Consider the following 15,621-nt stretch of genomic DNA (forward strand, 5'->3'; position numbering starts at 1 on the left):
TCAATGGCGCAGGCACAAATGGCAGCACAGGGACAGCCCGCTGTGAACGGTAGCGAGAAAGCCGCATTGTTGTTGTTGATGTTGGGAGAGGAGCACGCCTCTAAAGTGTTGCAGCACCTCCCCGCCAACCAGGTGGAACGTATCGGCACCGCTATGGCGGGTATCGGTCGGGTGGATAACCAGCGCGCCCAAACGGTGATGAAGGATTTTCGCGATGCGATTCAGACTGAGACCTCGCTGGGTGTGGGCGTGCAGGGCTATTTGCGCCGTTTGTTGACAGGCGCCCTGGGGGAGCAGAGCGGTGCTACGTTGGCCGATCGCGTGCTGGGTGCGGAGGAAAACCGCGACATGGAGAGCCTGCGCTGGTTGGAGCCCGAAGCGCTGGTCGGCATCCTCAAAGATGAGCACCCCCAGATCATAGCGATCACCCTGGCTCACTTGGAAAAAGAGCAAGCCGCAAAAGTGCTCAAGCTGTTTCCCAATGAGCAGCAGGAGAACATTGTCTATCGCATTGCCAATATGAAAACCATTCCCGAGGCAGCGATGTCGCAGCTACAAAAAATGCTGCAGAAAAAGCTCTCCGTATCCACGTCCTTTAAAAGCCGGAATGTCGATGGTGCGGCTACCGTTGCCGATATTATCAATGGCCTGGATGCCGAGACCGAGACAAGAATCCTGGAGCGGCTGGCACAAGACGACGAAGCACTGTCTACCCGGATTCAAGAGCTGATGTTTGTCTTCAGCAACCTGCTGGGCATCTCAGACCGGGGAATACAGGTACTTCTTCGAGAGGTCTCCTCCGATAAACTGCCCGTGGCCTTGAAGGGAGCCGACCCTGAGGTGAAGGAAAAAATTATGGGCAACATGTCCAAACGGGCGAGAGAGATGCTCGAGGAAGACATGGAGACCCGCGGCCCCGTTAAAATCAGTGAAGTGGAAGAAGCCCAGCGGGAAATATTGGAAACCGCCAAGAAGCTGGCGGAAGCCGGTCAGATTGATCTGGGCAAGGGCGGCGATGAGTATCTCTAGTGGCCGTATTGGGAGCTGCAAGCACCGTGTTTGAACCTTATCGCCCTCGCAAACTCGATGTTGCCGAGGCGGAGCCCAGCGAGTCTGCGCTGCCGTCCAGTGACTACAGCCACTGGCAGCCCCATGATCTGGGCAATGGCGCGGCATTCAGCAACAGTGACGGTGACAGGTCCCACGACAGGGAACATGGCCAGCTGCGAGAAGATGCCTATGAAGAGGGCTTTCAACAAGGTCTGGCCGATGGTCAAAAACAGGCCCGCGAGCTATTGGCGCAGCAGACCCAACAGTTGCAGTCGGCTATGTCGGCGCTGCGTGAGCCGGCCCGTTGGATTGACCATCAATTGGAGTCAGAATTGCTGTCTCTGACTTTAAACCTCGCTCAGCAGCTACTCAGACAGCACATCGACACCGATCCCGAGCGTTTGCTCCATATCATCAAAGAAGCGGTGTCGCGTCTGCCTGTCACCAACAATACCCTGACAATCAATCTCAATCCGGTGGATTACGCTCTGCTGCAGCAGCTAGGTCAAGACGGCGATAGCGATAGTGGAATAAGCCTGGATCCAAGTTGGCAACTGGTGGAAGACGCCAGTGTCAGTCCTGGCGGCAGCGTAATTCACAGCGGTGACTCACTTATCGACGACACGGTGGAAAACCGCTTGGCCGGCTTGGTGGAGAGAATGCTGCAGTCCGACAGCGCAGTATCAGAGTCCCCCAAAGACCTACAGAGTCATGATGAGGAAAGTAATCATGGCTAGCCCCGCTATGACTCTTCAGGAACGCTTTGCGCAATATGGCGCCAATATCCTCGAACCGGTGATGCCCGTGGTGGAGGGGCAGTTAAAGCGTATCGTGGGCACGATGCTCGAAGCTGTTGGGTGCAAGGCAGCGGTGGGCAGCTACTGTAAAGTGGCCACCACAGACGGCAGCTTCCTCGAGGCAGAAGTCGTGGGCTTTTCCGGCGACAGTATGTTGTTGATGCCCACTGGCGAATTGCGCGGCGTGATGCCGAATGCGCGGGTTATTCCCCTAGACAAAGGTTCTGACGTCGATATTGGCAATGGGCTGCTGGGCAGGGTTATCGATGCCGCCGGTAAACCCCTGGACGGGTTGGGGCCCATCGCAGGTGGTCAAAGCCGCAGTTTGAGTGGTACGCCGATCAACCCGCTGTCGCGACAACCGATTAGAGAGCCCCTGGATGTCGGCGTTAGAGCCATCAATGCGCTACTGACAGTGGGCCGCGGTCAGCGTTTGGGGCTATTTGCCGGTAGCGGCGTGGGTAAAAGTGTATTGCTGGGCATGATGACTCGCTTTACTGAAGCCGATGTTGTTGTCGTCGGCCTTATCGGTGAGCGGGGCCGGGAAGTGAAGGAGTTTATAGACGGCATTCTCGGCCGGGAAGGTCTGCGCCGGGCTGTGGTGGTGGCTACCCCCGCCGACCACCCACCGCTGATGCGTATGCGGGGTGCGAGTTTGGCGACCACCATCGCCGAGCACTTTCGGGATCAGGGTAAACAGGTGTTATTACTAATGGATTCCCTGACCCGCTTCGCGCAAGCTCAACGTGAGATTGCATTGGCGACAGGTGAGCCGCCAGCTACCAAGGGTTACCCGCCCTCGGTGTTTGCCCGCTTACCTGCCCTGGTAGAGAGAGCTGGAAACGGCGCTGCGGGAGGGGGCTCCATCACCGCGTTCTATACGGTTTTAGCCGAGGGCGATGACCAAAACGATCCGATTGTGGATTCGGCTCGAGCGATACTGGATGGCCACATTGTTCTGTCGCGGTCGCTGGCAGATGCCGGACACTTTCCCGCCATTGATATCGAACGCTCGATCAGCCGGGCGATGAATGACATTACCGACAAAGCCCACCGAGAAACAGTGCGGCGTTTTCGGCAGTTGTACTCGCTTTATCAGCAGAATCGCGACCTGATTACCATCGGGGCTTACCAGCGGGGTGCTGACCCCAGACTGGATGAGGCAGTGGCACAGTGGCCGCGGCTGCAAGGATTTCTGCAACAGGCCTTTGATGAGCGGGACACCTACGATCACTCCCTGGACAGCCTCAGCCAGGTGGTGGACGGAGAACACGCGTAAGGAGTGTGAGCATGCCTGAACAAAAAAAATCCCAGCGCTTTGAAACTGTTCGCAATCTTGCCGAGACTGAGGCGGATCGTTTGGCCAATGAGCTATCAGCCGCTCAGCAGGCCTGGCAGACCCAACACAATAAACTGGAAGAATTGCGTGCCTATTGCCGAGAGTACGCCACAGGGCATCAGAGCGGTCAATTAATGGATCTTGCCGCTTTACAGTCCACCCAGCACTTCGTAGACCAATTGCGCCGGGCTATAGCGATGCAGGAGGCCACGGTGACCCGCCTGGCCGGCGAGCGGGATGCTGCCCGCAAAGCGTGGATGAAGGCGAGAAAGCACGCCTTGAGTATGGACACCCTGGTTGATCGCTACCAGCGGGAAGAGAAGCGTGAAGCCGACCGCCAGGAGCAAATCAGAAGTGATGACCTGGTCAATCAGCGTTTTGTTTGGTCTCAGCAGTCGGCCTAAGCCATCAGGCATTTAACGCATGGCCTGGTTCTTGCCTTAGTACATGTTAGAAAGTGGATTCTCTGCGGTTTATTAAAACTAACAAAGAATTTAAGTGGTTAAATTAGGTGGTTAAATATAGCCAAGTAGGTCATTGTAAATGGCAACAGTATTCAGCTTAATGGGCCAATCTCCGGGCCGCACCAGTCAGGCAGGGAACACTGCACAGCAAGGCCCAACTGCCTCAGAGAGCCCGCAAGGCCTGCCCTTCGGTGAAATATTGGCTTCCGGCAAAATGAAAGTGATCGCCGGTTCGCCAGGAGTCGGTGTCGCCGAAGGCGCGCCGTTCGGCGATGAAACATTTGCAGAGCCATTCACGGCGGTGCTGACTTCAGCGACCTCGGTGGAGTCCGAAACCCTAGATGAGCTTACCACTCAAAGCGGCAGTACCTTGCCGCAAGACGGCGAGACCTTGCCGGATTCGATTTCTCTGCAACTGCCCCTGACATCAGTAGCTCCAACTGAATCTCTGCCAGTGAGCTCCGAAACTGGACCGGGGCAGGTAGCCGTTCAACCCCAAAATATATCGGCGCAGCCTGTCGCGACTGAGGGCTCTGCACATTCAAGCGCAACGACAGTAAGCAGTGAAGAAATGCTCGCCGCGGTGGTAGTAGGCGAAAGCACAGAAGAAGCAGTTAGTAAGGCCGCCGTGGAGCCTGAAACAGCTGAAAATCGCGTTATGTCTAGGGCTGGGGAAAACTTGGCACCAGTTGCTCATCAGACGGCTCCCAATCCGACGAATACAGATCAGAGGAAAGCCCTGAACGGCTTGGTGGAAGATGGCGGTCGTAATGTTCCCCAAACTACTTTGGCAGAGGGAAAACAGTGGTCGAACTCGACGACACAGGATAGTTTGCCAAAAGATCCACGCGTTCATCGTAGTGCAGTGACAGATGGTGGCCGAGGTAATGAGCAATTAGCCTTAGCCCCAGAAAAACACGCAAAGTTATCGACGGCACCTGAGGATTCTATTGGAGATCCTCAAATTTCAAGCCGGGACTGGTCTGCCAGTAGTGGTCAGCCTTCGGTGGGTCTTGGTGGGCATGAGAATAAGCCAGCGTCCGAACTTCCCCTCGGTGTTGTAGAGCAGACTAATAAGTTTGCAAATGGCAGCAATGGGCAAACGGCGTCAGCCGCTGCAGCGAACAGAGCGATGGCAATGGAAGCGACAGGCCCGTCGCTGCCTCGGGAATCGGTCCCTGTTAACCATCCTCAAAATTCTGCCGCGATGGAGTCGGTGAACCGGAGCAGAGCTGATTCCGTGATCGCAGCAGCCCCAGCATCTCAGCAGGCCTACGCTAATGTGGTTCAGAAGCGCAGTGATACCGGCAAGGGGACCGTTACTCGAGAGAGTAGTGGAACGCCTTCTGGCATGTTTGCCACTGATTCAATGCCGTCTCAGCGGGTAGCTGCAAATGGCGCCTCCGAAAATCGCCAGAACGCCCTTCAACAGGCGGGCATAACAGCACAGAGCGCCAATATAGCCTCTGCGTCCGCCAGCGCTGGAGCCGACAATATTCAACGTTCAGCATCGGGGGCGAAAGACTTGGAATTCGTCTCGGTCAATAACGATGTCGAGACAGATAACCTGTTTAAGAACACCTTGTTGAGCACCAGCCAAGGTTCTGCATCGAGTGCAAAAGCTCTTCCTCAGCTGACGATATCTCAGCCTGTGGGTCAGTCCCCAGGGTGGGAGCAGGCCATGGCCAGTCGCATTGTGTGGATGGGCACACAGGGAGTCCAATCCGCCAATCTTACGTTGAATCCCCAGGACCTGGGGGCGATTCAGATTCAAGTTGACATCTCCGGTGATCAAGCCAATGTGCAATTCCAGGCGCAATCCGCAGAGACCTGTGACTTGATTGAAAAACTCATGCCTCGCTTGAGTCACGCTCTGGAGGGCCAAGGTTTGAAGCTGGAAGATTCCAAGGTCACTCAGTTCACAGCCTCTCAGGATTTTTCCAGTGCTCAGCATACCGCTAATCAAAGCGCAGGACGTCAGGGCGGAGAGGGTACCCAGCAACAAAGTCGCCCGGGAGCAGCCAGTTCTAATCTGATGGGGCAAGAGCCCTCTGAGGAGCTGGTTCAGACCCTGGTTAATGAGAGCTCTGGCGGCGTGGATTATTACGCCTAAGGCCCATTCCAATAGCGACGTAATTTTGGCGAAAAACTCATAAGTAACTGAAATAAAACAATAAAATATAGTGGCATAGCTCTTGCTCAAACCAGTCTAACGATACCGTTTTAGCGGTTTTTTTGGCACCCATGCCACAGGCTGAGTTGAGCGAGAGTTCGCCGAATATGAAAACCAAGATTATTCTGATTATCGCGGTCGTCCTTCTGGTTGCGGGCGCTGCTGGTGCCACGTGGTGGTTTACCCGGCCCGCTCCCGAAGCAGCAGTGGCTGAGGGGGATCAAGCGCCGGCACCCGCGGAGGTGGAGAAGCCCCTCTATATCGCGCTGGAACCCAACTTCGTTGTCAACCTCCAGAACGAGCGCTCCATGCGCTTTCTTATGGTGGAGGTGCAGCTCATGACTCGAAAAGAGCCGGTGATAACTGCAGTAGAGGAGTTCGAACCGCGACTCCGCCATGAGCTCATCATGCTGTTCAGTAAGCAAACCCGAGACGCGGTGTCATCCGCCGAGTCTCGTGACGCGCTGATATCCGAAACTCTCGATACCGTAAACCGCGTTCTCACTGAAGAGCGGGGCAAGGGCGGTGTCGAGGCGGTGTACTTTACTAAATTTGTGATGCAGTAGGAGCTGACTGATGGCGGGCGTACTGGATCCGGAAGAAATCGAAGCCTTGATGGCCGGTAACGAATCGGGCGATCAGAGCGATGGTAAGTATAACCTGGCGCGTCAGGACTACGCTGTCCAGCGCTTAATCCCGACGCTGTCCATGATTCAGTCTCAATTTGCCAGTGCGGCGCGGGACCGGCTTCGTGAATTTATTCCCGGCATCGACTCAGTGCGCACCGACCGCATTACGGTGATGAAGTTTGATGAACTTCAGGGCTCGCTGGCCACACCGTGCAGCATTTCACTGATTTCAGGTGTGCCCCTGAGCGCAGGCTTGCTGATTGCTTTTGAGTCAGAGCTGGTTTTTCAACTGGTAGATCAATACTTCGGCGGCAACGGCTCGAACGTTGCCAATGACCGGGACCAACTCTCGGTGTCTGAAGCCAGTCTGATGGAATTGCTGCATCGAGCGTTGTTGGCTGACGTCGCAGACGCCTGGAAGACTGTGATCCGTGCAGAAACTCAAATTGAAGACCTGCAGGACGACCCTCGCTTGCTGGAGGGCTTTCACGATTCAGACTCCATGGTGGCCACTCGTTTTGCTATTAGTTTTGGCGAGGTCTCCGGTGGTATGTGGTCTGTGGTGCCCTGGAGTGCCATTGAAGCGGTCAGGGACAGCCTGGGCGAAACCGGCAAGCCCAACACCTCCATCAGCAATGAGCATTGGCTTGGTGCGATTGAGGAGGGCCTGGATGTCACTCGACTGGATTTGGCTGCGGTGCTAGTGGATACCCGTATGCCGCTGCGCCGGGTATCCCAGTGGCAGGTTGGCGATGTGCTGCCGCTGAAATCTCCCGATGACGTGCAATTACGCATCGACGGCCGCACTTATTTGCTCGGTCGCTTCGGTGTGCAGGACGGCCAGAATGCCGTGTCAGTTGTCGGCCTGGCTAGCCAGGGGAGCAATAAAACATGAATGAAACTTTGAACGCCGGGTGGGCGATTGCCACCCAAAACCGTATTTCCTTCACCCAATGTGCAGGGGGCAGTGAACAATGAGCGGCGATATGAGCCTCGACATGATCATGGACGTCAACGTCAATGTATCGGTGGAAGTTGGTCGGACCAAGATGAGTATCCGGGATCTCCGGCAGTTGAACCAGGGCGCCATTATTGAGTTGGATCGTGCCGCCGGAACGCCGCTGGATGTTCTCGTCAACGGCACCCTGGTTGCCCGTGGTGAAATTGTAGTGGTAAAGGACAAGTTCGGCATCATGCTTACTGAGGTAGCGAATCAGAGCGATCGGATTGCACACGGAGATGAAGAGTGAAATCGCTGTTCGCTCCTTTGTCCATGCTCAGTGCCGTTGCGCTGGCAGAAACCAAACCTGCCGCCGCGACAGCAACTGACACCATGCCCAGCCTGAGTCAGGGCGGTGAGCTGTTTACCACAGCCCTGGGCTTAGCTGTGGTGATTGCCGTAGTGCTGGGTATCGGTTGGATTCTCCGTCGCGGCAGAGTGGTGGGCGGCAACGTCGCCGATGTCAGCCTGGTTGGGCAATTGCCTCTGGGTGTTAAGGAAAAATTATTGGTTGTGCAGGTTGGCGAGGAAAAGTTGCTGCTGGGTTGCACCAGCGATTCGATTCGCCGTCTCCACAGCTGGTCTTCGCCGGCCACAGAAGCCCCTGATAGCGCATTGCAGGGAACACCCTTTGCCAATGTGTTGGGGAAACTGTACAGCCCTTCCAAGGGCAGCAGCGCCAACTCCAGCACCCCCAAATCCAAGGGCAGCAGTCCCAGCGAGGGAGCGCGGTGATGCGGGTTGTTTTTATACTTGTTGCTTTGCTACTGCCCGGTCTGGTTTCCGCCGCAGATTTAAACTTACCGGCGGTGACCAGCTCACCTGCGGCCGGTGGCGGTCAGGAGTACAGCGTATCCCTGCAACTGCTGGGCATTATGACGGTACTGACCCTGCTGCCGGCTTTGCTGCTGGGGATGACCGCCTTCACTCGCATCATTATCGTTCTGTCGATTCTCCGCCAAGCGCTGGGAACGGGCCAAACACCCTCTAATCAGGTGCTGCTGAGCCTGGCCTTGTTCTTGACCATGTTCATCATGTACCCGGTTGGGGAAGTGGCCTATCGGGAAGCCATTCAGCCCTACATGGCTGAGCAGCTACAGTTTGATCAGGCGGTAAAGCAGGCCGCTGAACCCTTCCGCAATTTTATGCTGAGCCAGACTCGCGAAAGCGATATTGCCCGCTTTGCCGAAATTGGCGGCTACGACGATTTTGAGGACCCCTCCGACGTGCCCTTTACGGTATTGATGGCGTCCTTTCTTACCAGCGAGTTGAAAACTGCCTTCCAAATCGGGTTTTTACTTTTTATTCCCTTTGTCGTTATCGACCTGGTGGTGGCCAGCGTGTTGATGTCCATGGGCATGATGATGCTATCGCCCATGATGATTTCGCTGCCTTTCAAAATCATGTTGTTTGTCTTGGTCGATGGTTGGGGCCTGTTAATGGGCTCGCTGGCAGCCAGTTTTTATCAATGAATATGTTGCAGTAGCGCAGAGCTGCCGCGGGGAGAAAACTGACAATGAATGCCGACACGGTTATCGAATTGGGGCGACAAAGCATCAATCTCACGGTGATGTTGTCGGCGCCTTTACTGCTCTCTGCGCTGGCCGCGGGTCTGCTTATCGGTATGTTCCAAGCTGCCACCCAGATACAGGATATGACCCTGAGTTTTATTCCCAAGCTGGTGATTCTGGTGGTGGTATTGGCTGCGGCTGGGCCGTGGATGCTGGGGAGTTTGGTCGATTACACCCGGCAGTTGTTTGACATGATTCCGACGCTGGTGGGCTGATGACCTTTAACGAGGGGCAATTGTTATCCTGGTTGGCGACCGTGTGGTTGCCTTTTGCCCGTATAGGCGGCGCGATGATTACCGCGCCGCTGTTCAGCGCAGCGTATATTCCCGGCCGGGTCAGAATATTGTTTGCCGTTGTGATCAGCGCGGTGGTCATTCCCTTGTTGCCCACCGCCCGTGCGGTAAATCCGCTGGGTATTGAGGGCGCGTTGTTGCTGGGCAACGAGCTGCTGATTGGACTGGCAATGGGTTTTGTCCTGCAGCTGGTATTCGACGCCATTATTCTCGGCGGTCAGCTGATCGCCAACGGTATGGGTTTGGGCTTCGCCATGATGGTGGATCCCCAGCGCGGCGTACAAGTGCCGGTACTGTCCCAGTTCCTGGTTATCGTCTGTATGTTGTTATTTGTGGCCATGGACGGGCATATCAATTTCTTGTCTCTGCTGTTGCAGAGCTTTGAATATTGGCCAGTGGCAGACCACCGGGCCCTGGGCGATCCACTGACGATCGTGCTGTTACAGGGTGCCGCGCTGTTTGCCGGTGCTATTCAGGTTGCCATTCCCGCCATCGTAGCGCTGCTGGTTGTGCAGATTGCCGTGGGGGTGGTGAGCCGTGCGGCGCCGACCTTGAACCTGTTTGCCGTTGGTTTCCCCTTGGCGTTGCTGATCGGTTTTATTGTGCTGGAGCGGATCATGCCAAATCTGCTGCCGGTGTTGTCCGACCTGATGGATACCGCCACCGTGGCGGTACAAACCTTCCTGGAGAGCTGAGTTATGGCTGAGAACCAGGACGGTCAAGAACGTACCGAAGAGGCGTCGGCCAAAAAACTGGCCGACGCCCGCAAAAAAGGCCAGGTACCCCGGTCGCGGGAATTGTCCACCATGCTGGTCACCATTGCCGGTGCCAGTGCCATTTTGATCGGCGGAGGGCAGCTGGCCAATTCCATGACAGGGCTTTTTGAATACAGTCTGTCGACCGAATTCCTGCTGCAAACCGATACCAGTAAATTGCCCTCGCAGCTCTATACGCTGCTGCTGCAAGGTTTGCTGGCCATCTGGCCGGTGGTGTTGGCGACCGTGCTGGCGGCTATAGTGTCCTCTGTAGTGCTTGGCGGTTGGACCTTTAACCTCAGTCTTAAACTGGAGCGCCTGGATCCGATCAAGGGGCTGACTAAGTTGTTTTCGCTGCGCAGCCTGGGTGAGTTGGTCAAATCCATTATCAAAATGGTGGTGATCGGCACGGCGGCAGTACTGATTGTGGAGCTGATGTCCGATGATATTTTGACTCTGGGGCTGCAGGCTCCGGAGGCGGCCATTGTCAACAGCAGCGGTTTGCTGACGTGGTTCTTCCTGGTGGTTAGCTTGCCGCTGATTCTGATTGCCGCCATCGATGTGCCCTGGCAAATGTGGAATTACAAGAAAGAGCTGCGAATGACCCGCCAGGAAGTTCGCGATGAGCACAAGGAATCAGATGGCCGCCCGGAAGTGAAGGCCAAGCTGCGGGAGATGCAACAGGCTGCAGCCAACCGACGGATGATGGAAAAAGTCCCCACCGCAGACGTTGTCATCACCAACCCCACCCACTTTTCCGTGGCGCTCAAATATGACGAAGCGCGGATGCGGGCACCAACGCTGGTGGCGAAAGGCGCCGATATTGTCGCTGCGCGCATTAGGGAGATTGCCGGCGAGAACGGTGTCAGCATCGTCGAGTCACCGCGCCTGGCTCGGGCAATTTACGCCAATACCCAACTGGATCAGGAAATCCCCGCCGGCTTGTATCTGGCGGTGGCACAAATTCTGACCTACGTCTATCAGCTGCGCACCTGGCGGGATCTCGGCGGAGCCTATCCGCAGGCGCCAGAGCCCGAAGTGGACGACAGCTACTTGAAGAGTTTTGAGTGATGGGGCTGGAAATGCCCTGTTGCGCTATGCCCGGCCAACACAGCCGGAGCCACAGTGAGGAGGAACAATTATGGCAGCACAAAGTATAAGCCTTCCGGGATGGGCGCAGGGCGCGGCGAGCAGCGGCCTGGGCGTACTGACCCTGTTGCTGGCCTGTCTGGCTATGCTGGTGTTGCCCATGCCACCCTTCCTGCTGGATGTGTTGTTCACCTTTAACATCACTCTGTCGCTGGTGATTATTCTGGCCGTCATCTACGTTGAACGGCCCATCGATTTCTCGGTATTTCCCACCGTACTGCTGCTGGCTACCTTGCTGCGTCTGGCGCTCAACGTGGCATCTACTCGGGTGGTGCTGCTGGAAGGGCATACCGGCCCGGGGGCGGCGGGCCGGGTGATTGAATCCTTTGGCGAGTTTGTTATCGGCGGCAACTATGTGGTCGGCCTAGTGGTATTCGTCATTCTGGTGGTTATCAACTTTGTGGTCGTGACCAAGGGTGCTGGACGGGTCTCTGAAGTGACCGCACGTTTTACCCTGGATGCCATGCCCGGCAAGCAAATGGCCATCGATTCCGACCTCAACGCAGGGCTGTTAACCCAAGAACAAGCCAGCATTCGCCGGGAAGAAGTCCGCACCGAGGCGGACTTCTACGGTTCCATGGACGGTGCCAGTAAGTTCGTCCGCGGTGACGCCGTAGCCGGGATACTCATTCTGTTTATCAACGTCCTCGGTGGTTTGGGCGTGGGTATGTCCCAGCATGGATTAAGTTTTTCCCAGGCCATGCACAACTACACTCTGCTGACCATTGGTGATGGCTTGGTCGCCCAGTTGCCGTCGTTACTTCTGTCCACGGCGGTTGCAATCATTGTGACCCGTATTTCCCGCTCCCAGAACATGGGGCAGCAGATAGTGGGTCAAATGCTGGCCAACCCTAGCGTGCTCTATCTATCGGCTGCTTTACTGGGTGTGATCGGCATTATTCCCGGTATGCCCAACCTGGTGTTCCTGATGCTGGCCGCCGTGTGCGCCGGTGGTGGCTGGCTTATGGCCCAGCGCAGTAAGCAGACTCTGGTGATGGAAGAAGATGTCGAGACCGAGCTGGAGGCTACCAGCAGCGAGCCGCCGGAGCTGAACTGGGAAGAGGTAACCCAGTTGGATGTGGTCAGCCTGGAAGTGGGCTATCGCTTGATTCCCCTGGTTGACCGTAGTCAGGGAGGGGAATTGATCAATCGTATTACCGGGGTACGCAAAAAGCTGTCGAAGGATTTGGGCTTTTTGATTCAGCCCGTCCATATCCGCGACAACCTGGAGTTGCAGCCTTCCTCCTACCGAATTCAGCTTTTGGGTAATACCGTTGCCCAGGGGGAAATTCAGGCGGGTAAAGACCTGGCGATTAATCCCGGTGGTGCCCATGGCAATTTGCAGGGCATCGCCACCAAAGACCCTGCCTTTGGAATGGACGCTGTGTGGATTGACAGCAGCCAGCGGGAACAGGCACAGACCCTGGGCTATACCGTGGTGGATCCCTGTACCGTGGTGGCAACACACCTCAGCCAAATTATCAAAGAGCATGCTCACGAGCTGTTGGGACACGAAGAAGTTCAGCAGTTACTGGACCGGCTGGCTCAAACCGACCCCAAACTGGTGGAAAGCCTGGTACCTCAGCAATTGCCGCTGAGTGTGGTTGTTCGGGTGCTGCAAAGCCTGCTGAAAGAGAACGTCTCTATACGTAGTCTCCGCATAATCGCCGAATCTTTGGCGGAGCAGGCGCCGCGTAGTAAAAATCCTGACGATTTATTGGAAGGGGTGCGGATTGCCCTGGGCCGCATGATTGTTCAGGAAATCAACGGCTTAGACGAAGAGTTAGGCGTTGCCGCGCTGGATCCGGATTTGGAACAGTTGTTGCAGAACATGATGCAGGACAGTCAAAGAGGTGGCAGTGGCGTGGTAGGACTTGAACCCAGTATTGCCGAAGGCCTGCAAAACCAACTGGCGGAGTTCAGCCAGCAGCAGGAAATGGCCGGGCAGGCATCGGTAGTGTTGGTTTCTCCCTCCATTCGCTCCTGGCTGTCGCGTTTTGTACGACGCAGTGTGCCGGCTTTGAACGTACTGTCTTACAACGAAGTGCCCGACAGTAAACAGGTCAGATTGCTGGCCACAGTGGGCAAACAGGCACGGCTGAACTAGACCCTTAAACTCCCAATGAGGGAGGGTATGGAGTACGCAGATGAATATTAAAAAGTATCGCGCCCCCGACACCGCCCAGGCGATGAAACTGGTACGCGACGCCCACGGTCCCGATGCAGTGATACTGGATTGCTACCCTATCCAGGGCGGCGTGGAAGTCGCTGTCAGCTGGGAGGATGCCATCGCCACCGGATCATATTCAGACCCGGCGCCAGCTCAGCCTGGCCCGGCGCACTCTGGTCCTGAACATACCCGGACGGAAAAAACCGCCATGGATGTTCTGCGTCGCCGCAGTCAGGCCCGGGACGAGGTTCCTGCGAACGCCCAGCGACCCCAGAGCGCCCCTCACCCCCCCGATCAACAAGCGGGTTTTTCGGCAGGTGGGAGCAGTCAGCTGTGGTCTCAAGACAGTGAGCTGCACAGCCTCAAGCAGGAAATGGCTGCGATGAAAGCGATGCTGGTGGATCAGCTCCGCGATCACAACTGGCAGCAGCTGGGAACTCAGCAGCCCAGCCAAAAAGATCTACACCAGTTTATGACGGCGATAGATATTGACCCGAGCCTGGCCAAACGCCTGGCTGAGAAAGTGCCCACCGATGAGGCCGCGCCGCTGCAGCGACAAATACTGAAAATGCAGTTGATCAAAGAGCTGCCTATCGCTGCGGCACCTGAGTCTGGGGCCATCGCCCTGGTTGGACCTCAAGGGGCGGGTAAAACCACCAGTATTGTCAAATTGGCGGCGCAGTATGCCATGCGTCACGGCCGCGACAAGGTCGCTATCTTGTCTACTGATGTGGCGCGGATTGGCGCCCAGGAACAGCTGCGAACCTTTGGCCGAATCCTGCAACTCCCCATCCATTTAACCCGGGATGCGGAGGAGGCGGCCAAAACCTTCCGCTTGTTGCAGAGCAAGCCACTGCTGCTAGTGGATACCGGCGGTATTTCTTTCCGCGACAAGGCGGGTATTGCCGAGCTGGGTGAACTGCTGTCAGCGATGCCCGGTATTCAAACCTATCTGACCCTGCCGGCGGATACTGAAGCTTATGTGCAGAGCGAGGTCATCGATGCCTTTGCACATCTGTCGCCTCAGGGGGCGCTGATTAGCCGCATTGACGAGACCATGCGTTTAGGTTCGGTCATTTCCAATTTAATTTTGCATCGTTTGCCAGCGGTATGGTGTACCAATGGGCCTAAAGTGCCGCAAAACCTGTCGGCCGCAGATGCTGAAAAGTTGGTCAATATGGCAGTTAAAATGTCCCGCCACTTTGAGCGGAGTCGCAATAAACAGACACCGGCCAGCCGGCCGGCGGCGCAACCATCATCGTCGATGATCTCTGAGGTAGTGTGAGTTTATGGCCAATAACACGGTAGTTCCGCTCAATCGCAATGGGGAGAAAAGGGCAGCAATGAATCCAGTCAAGGTGATCTCGGTAACCAGCGGTAAAGGCGGCGTAGGCAAAACCAACGTCTCGGTAAATTTGGCCTGTCAGCTGGCCCGCCGGGGACGCCGGGTATTGTTGATGGATGCAGACCTGGGGCTGGCTAATGTCGATATCATGCTGGGCCTGCGCCCCAAGTGGAACTTGTCCCATGTTCTAGAAGGCAAGTGCAGCATCGACGATATTCTGGTGGAGGGCCCCAACGGTATTTCCATTATCCCGGCAGCGTCGGGCATCAAGAAAATGGCCGAACTGGGACCGGATCAGCACGCCAGTATTATCAACGCCTTGAGCACCTTAAACGACGATTACGACGTGATGGTGGTAGACACGGCGGCGGGGATTTCCGATAGCGTGGTGAGCTTTAGCCAGGCCAGCCACTATGTTCTGGTGGTGGTGACCGACGAGTTAACGTCGATGGCCGATGCCTACGCGCTGATCAAAGTCATGAACCGGGACGCGGGGATTCGCCGCTTCAAGATTCTCCGCAACATGGTCAACAGCCACGACCAGGCCCGGGATGGCTTTGAGCGACTGAATGAGGTTGCACAGCGTTTTCTCGATGTGCAGTTGGAGTATGCCGGGTTTATCCCCCAGGACCGCTTTCTCAACAAGGCCGATGCGGCACAAAAGGCGGTGAGCGAAATGTACCCCGGTTCTGATGCTGCTTTGGCGTTTCGTGCGCTGGCCGAAAACGTCGACAAGTGGTCACTGCCGGAAGGCCCCAGCGGCAAGATTGAATTTTTTGTCGACCGCATGATCGCCGAGCCCTCCCAAGCCGGCGCCGCGATGTAGTAGAGCATTGATGCGATGGGAGACGCCTTCGATCAGAAGGTATGTTGTGACGGGAGATAT

General features: G+C 56.1%; 15 protein-coding genes and 1 pseudogene. All 16 read left to right on the plus strand.

Annotated features, from left to right (window positions below; genetic code table 11):
- Positions 1 to 3 precede the first annotated feature (3 nt).
- The 16 genes and pseudogenes from fliG to I6N98_RS07860 all read left to right on the plus strand — a co-directional run bounded on the left by fliG (position 4) and on the right by I6N98_RS07860 (position 15,561).
- Entirely contained in the window at positions 4 to 1,029 is a 1,026-nt protein-coding gene (gene fliG, locus I6N98_RS07785) for a flagellar motor switch protein FliG (protein ID WP_198571216.1), read from the plus strand.
- A 26-nt stretch (positions 1,030 to 1,055) separates the two neighbouring features.
- Entirely contained in the window at positions 1,056 to 1,787 is a 732-nt protein-coding gene (locus I6N98_RS07790) for a FliH/SctL family protein (protein WP_198571217.1), read from the plus strand.
- On the plus strand, positions 1,780 to 3,126 hold the full coding sequence (gene fliI, locus I6N98_RS07795; protein ID WP_420496989.1) for a flagellar protein export ATPase FliI: 1,347 nt from the start codon (positions 1,780 to 1,782) through the stop codon (positions 3,124 to 3,126). Before I6N98_RS07790 ends, fliI begins: the two co-directional genes overlap by 8 nt.
- An 11-nt stretch (positions 3,127 to 3,137) precedes the next feature.
- Entirely contained in the window at positions 3,138 to 3,590 is a 453-nt protein-coding gene (gene fliJ, locus I6N98_RS07800) for a flagellar export protein FliJ (protein WP_198571218.1), read from the plus strand.
- A 139-nt stretch (positions 3,591 to 3,729) separates the two neighbouring features.
- Positions 3,730 to 5,763, plus strand: a complete 2,034-nt coding sequence (locus I6N98_RS07805) for a flagellar hook-length control protein FliK (RefSeq protein WP_198571219.1) — start codon at positions 3,730 to 3,732, stop codon at positions 5,761 to 5,763.
- A gap of 167 nt (positions 5,764 to 5,930) precedes the next feature.
- A complete protein-coding gene (locus I6N98_RS07810) occupies positions 5,931 to 6,389 on the plus strand; it encodes a flagellar basal body-associated FliL family protein (RefSeq protein ID WP_198571220.1) in 459 nt (152 codons plus the stop codon).
- Positions 6,390 to 6,399: 10 nt separating this feature from the next.
- Positions 6,400 to 7,347, plus strand: a complete 948-nt coding sequence (locus tag I6N98_RS07815; protein WP_198571221.1) for a flagellar motor switch protein FliM — start codon at positions 6,400 to 6,402, stop codon at positions 7,345 to 7,347.
- Between the two features lie 97 nt (positions 7,348 to 7,444).
- Positions 7,445 to 7,702: pseudogene (gene fliN / locus I6N98_RS07820) on the plus strand (flagellar motor switch protein FliN); the annotation flags it as partial.
- Positions 7,699 to 8,187 carry a FliO/MopB family protein gene (locus tag I6N98_RS07825; RefSeq protein ID WP_198571223.1) on the plus strand — a complete coding sequence of 163 codons (489 nt, stop codon included), beginning with the start codon at positions 7,699 to 7,701 and terminating at the stop codon, positions 8,185 to 8,187. The pseudogene fliN and the gene I6N98_RS07825, both read left to right, overlap by 4 nt.
- Positions 8,187 to 8,924: a flagellar type III secretion system pore protein FliP gene (fliP, locus tag I6N98_RS07830; RefSeq protein WP_273475613.1), complete on the plus strand. Its 738-nt coding sequence runs from the start codon at positions 8,187 to 8,189 to the stop codon at positions 8,922 to 8,924. The genes I6N98_RS07825 and fliP overlap by 1 nt, the downstream gene beginning before the upstream one ends.
- 44 nt (positions 8,925 to 8,968) lie before the next feature.
- Positions 8,969 to 9,238 (plus strand): flagellar biosynthesis protein FliQ, encoded by a 270-nt coding sequence (gene fliQ, locus I6N98_RS07835; RefSeq protein ID WP_198571225.1) that lies wholly within the window; start codon positions 8,969 to 8,971, stop codon positions 9,236 to 9,238.
- Positions 9,238 to 10,011 (plus strand): flagellar biosynthetic protein FliR, encoded by a 774-nt coding sequence (fliR, locus tag I6N98_RS07840; protein WP_198571226.1) that lies wholly within the window; start codon positions 9,238 to 9,240, stop codon positions 10,009 to 10,011. Before fliQ ends, fliR begins: the two co-directional genes overlap by 1 nt.
- 3 nt (positions 10,012 to 10,014) lie before the next feature.
- Positions 10,015 to 11,142 carry a flagellar biosynthesis protein FlhB gene (flhB, locus tag I6N98_RS07845; protein WP_198571227.1) on the plus strand — a complete coding sequence of 376 codons (1,128 nt, stop codon included), beginning with the start codon at positions 10,015 to 10,017 and terminating at the stop codon, positions 11,140 to 11,142.
- 70 nt (positions 11,143 to 11,212) lie between these two features.
- A complete protein-coding gene (gene flhA / locus I6N98_RS07850) occupies positions 11,213 to 13,327 on the plus strand; it encodes a flagellar biosynthesis protein FlhA (protein WP_198571228.1) in 2,115 nt (704 codons plus the stop codon).
- A 40-nt stretch (positions 13,328 to 13,367) separates the two neighbouring features.
- Positions 13,368 to 14,675 carry a flagellar biosynthesis GTPase FlhF gene (gene flhF / locus I6N98_RS07855; RefSeq protein WP_198571229.1) on the plus strand — a complete coding sequence of 436 codons (1,308 nt, stop codon included), beginning with the start codon at positions 13,368 to 13,370 and terminating at the stop codon, positions 14,673 to 14,675.
- A gap of 58 nt (positions 14,676 to 14,733) precedes the next feature.
- Positions 14,734 to 15,561 (plus strand): MinD/ParA family protein, encoded by an 828-nt coding sequence (locus I6N98_RS07860; protein WP_198571230.1) that lies wholly within the window; start codon positions 14,734 to 14,736, stop codon positions 15,559 to 15,561.
- Positions 15,562 to 15,621 lie beyond the last annotated feature (60 nt).

Origin of the sequence: Spongiibacter nanhainus, from assembly GCF_016132545.1 — a bacterium.
GTDB classification, from domain to species: domain Bacteria; phylum Pseudomonadota; class Gammaproteobacteria; order Pseudomonadales; family Spongiibacteraceae; genus Spongiibacter; species Spongiibacter nanhainus.

Excerpts from the sequence above, each read along its gene's own strand:
- fliG (WP_198571216.1), top strand. The coding sequence starts at position 4 with ATGGCGCAGGCACAAATGGCAGCACAGGGACAGCCCGCTGTGAACGGT.
- fliI (WP_420496989.1), top strand. The coding sequence starts at position 1,780 with ATGGCTAGCCCCGCTATGACTCTTCAGGAACGCTTTGCGCAATATGGC.
- fliJ (WP_198571218.1), top strand. The coding sequence starts at position 3,138 with ATGCCTGAACAAAAAAAATCCCAGCGCTTTGAAACTGTTCGCAATCTT.
- I6N98_RS07805 (WP_198571219.1), top strand. The coding sequence starts at position 3,730 with ATGGCAACAGTATTCAGCTTAATGGGCCAATCTCCGGGCCGCACCAGT.
- I6N98_RS07810 (WP_198571220.1), top strand. The coding sequence starts at position 5,931 with ATGAAAACCAAGATTATTCTGATTATCGCGGTCGTCCTTCTGGTTGCG.
- I6N98_RS07815 (WP_198571221.1), top strand. The coding sequence starts at position 6,400 with ATGGCGGGCGTACTGGATCCGGAAGAAATCGAAGCCTTGATGGCCGGT.
- fliP (WP_273475613.1), top strand. The coding sequence starts at position 8,187 with ATGCGGGTTGTTTTTATACTTGTTGCTTTGCTACTGCCCGGTCTGGTT.
- fliQ (WP_198571225.1), top strand. The coding sequence starts at position 8,969 with ATGAATGCCGACACGGTTATCGAATTGGGGCGACAAAGCATCAATCTC.
- fliR (WP_198571226.1), top strand. The coding sequence starts at position 9,238 with ATGACCTTTAACGAGGGGCAATTGTTATCCTGGTTGGCGACCGTGTGG.
- flhB (WP_198571227.1), top strand. The coding sequence starts at position 10,015 with ATGGCTGAGAACCAGGACGGTCAAGAACGTACCGAAGAGGCGTCGGCC.
- flhA (WP_198571228.1), top strand. The coding sequence starts at position 11,213 with ATGGCAGCACAAAGTATAAGCCTTCCGGGATGGGCGCAGGGCGCGGCG.
- flhF (WP_198571229.1), top strand. The coding sequence starts at position 13,368 with ATGAATATTAAAAAGTATCGCGCCCCCGACACCGCCCAGGCGATGAAA.
- I6N98_RS07860 (WP_198571230.1), top strand. The coding sequence starts at position 14,734 with ATGAATCCAGTCAAGGTGATCTCGGTAACCAGCGGTAAAGGCGGCGTA.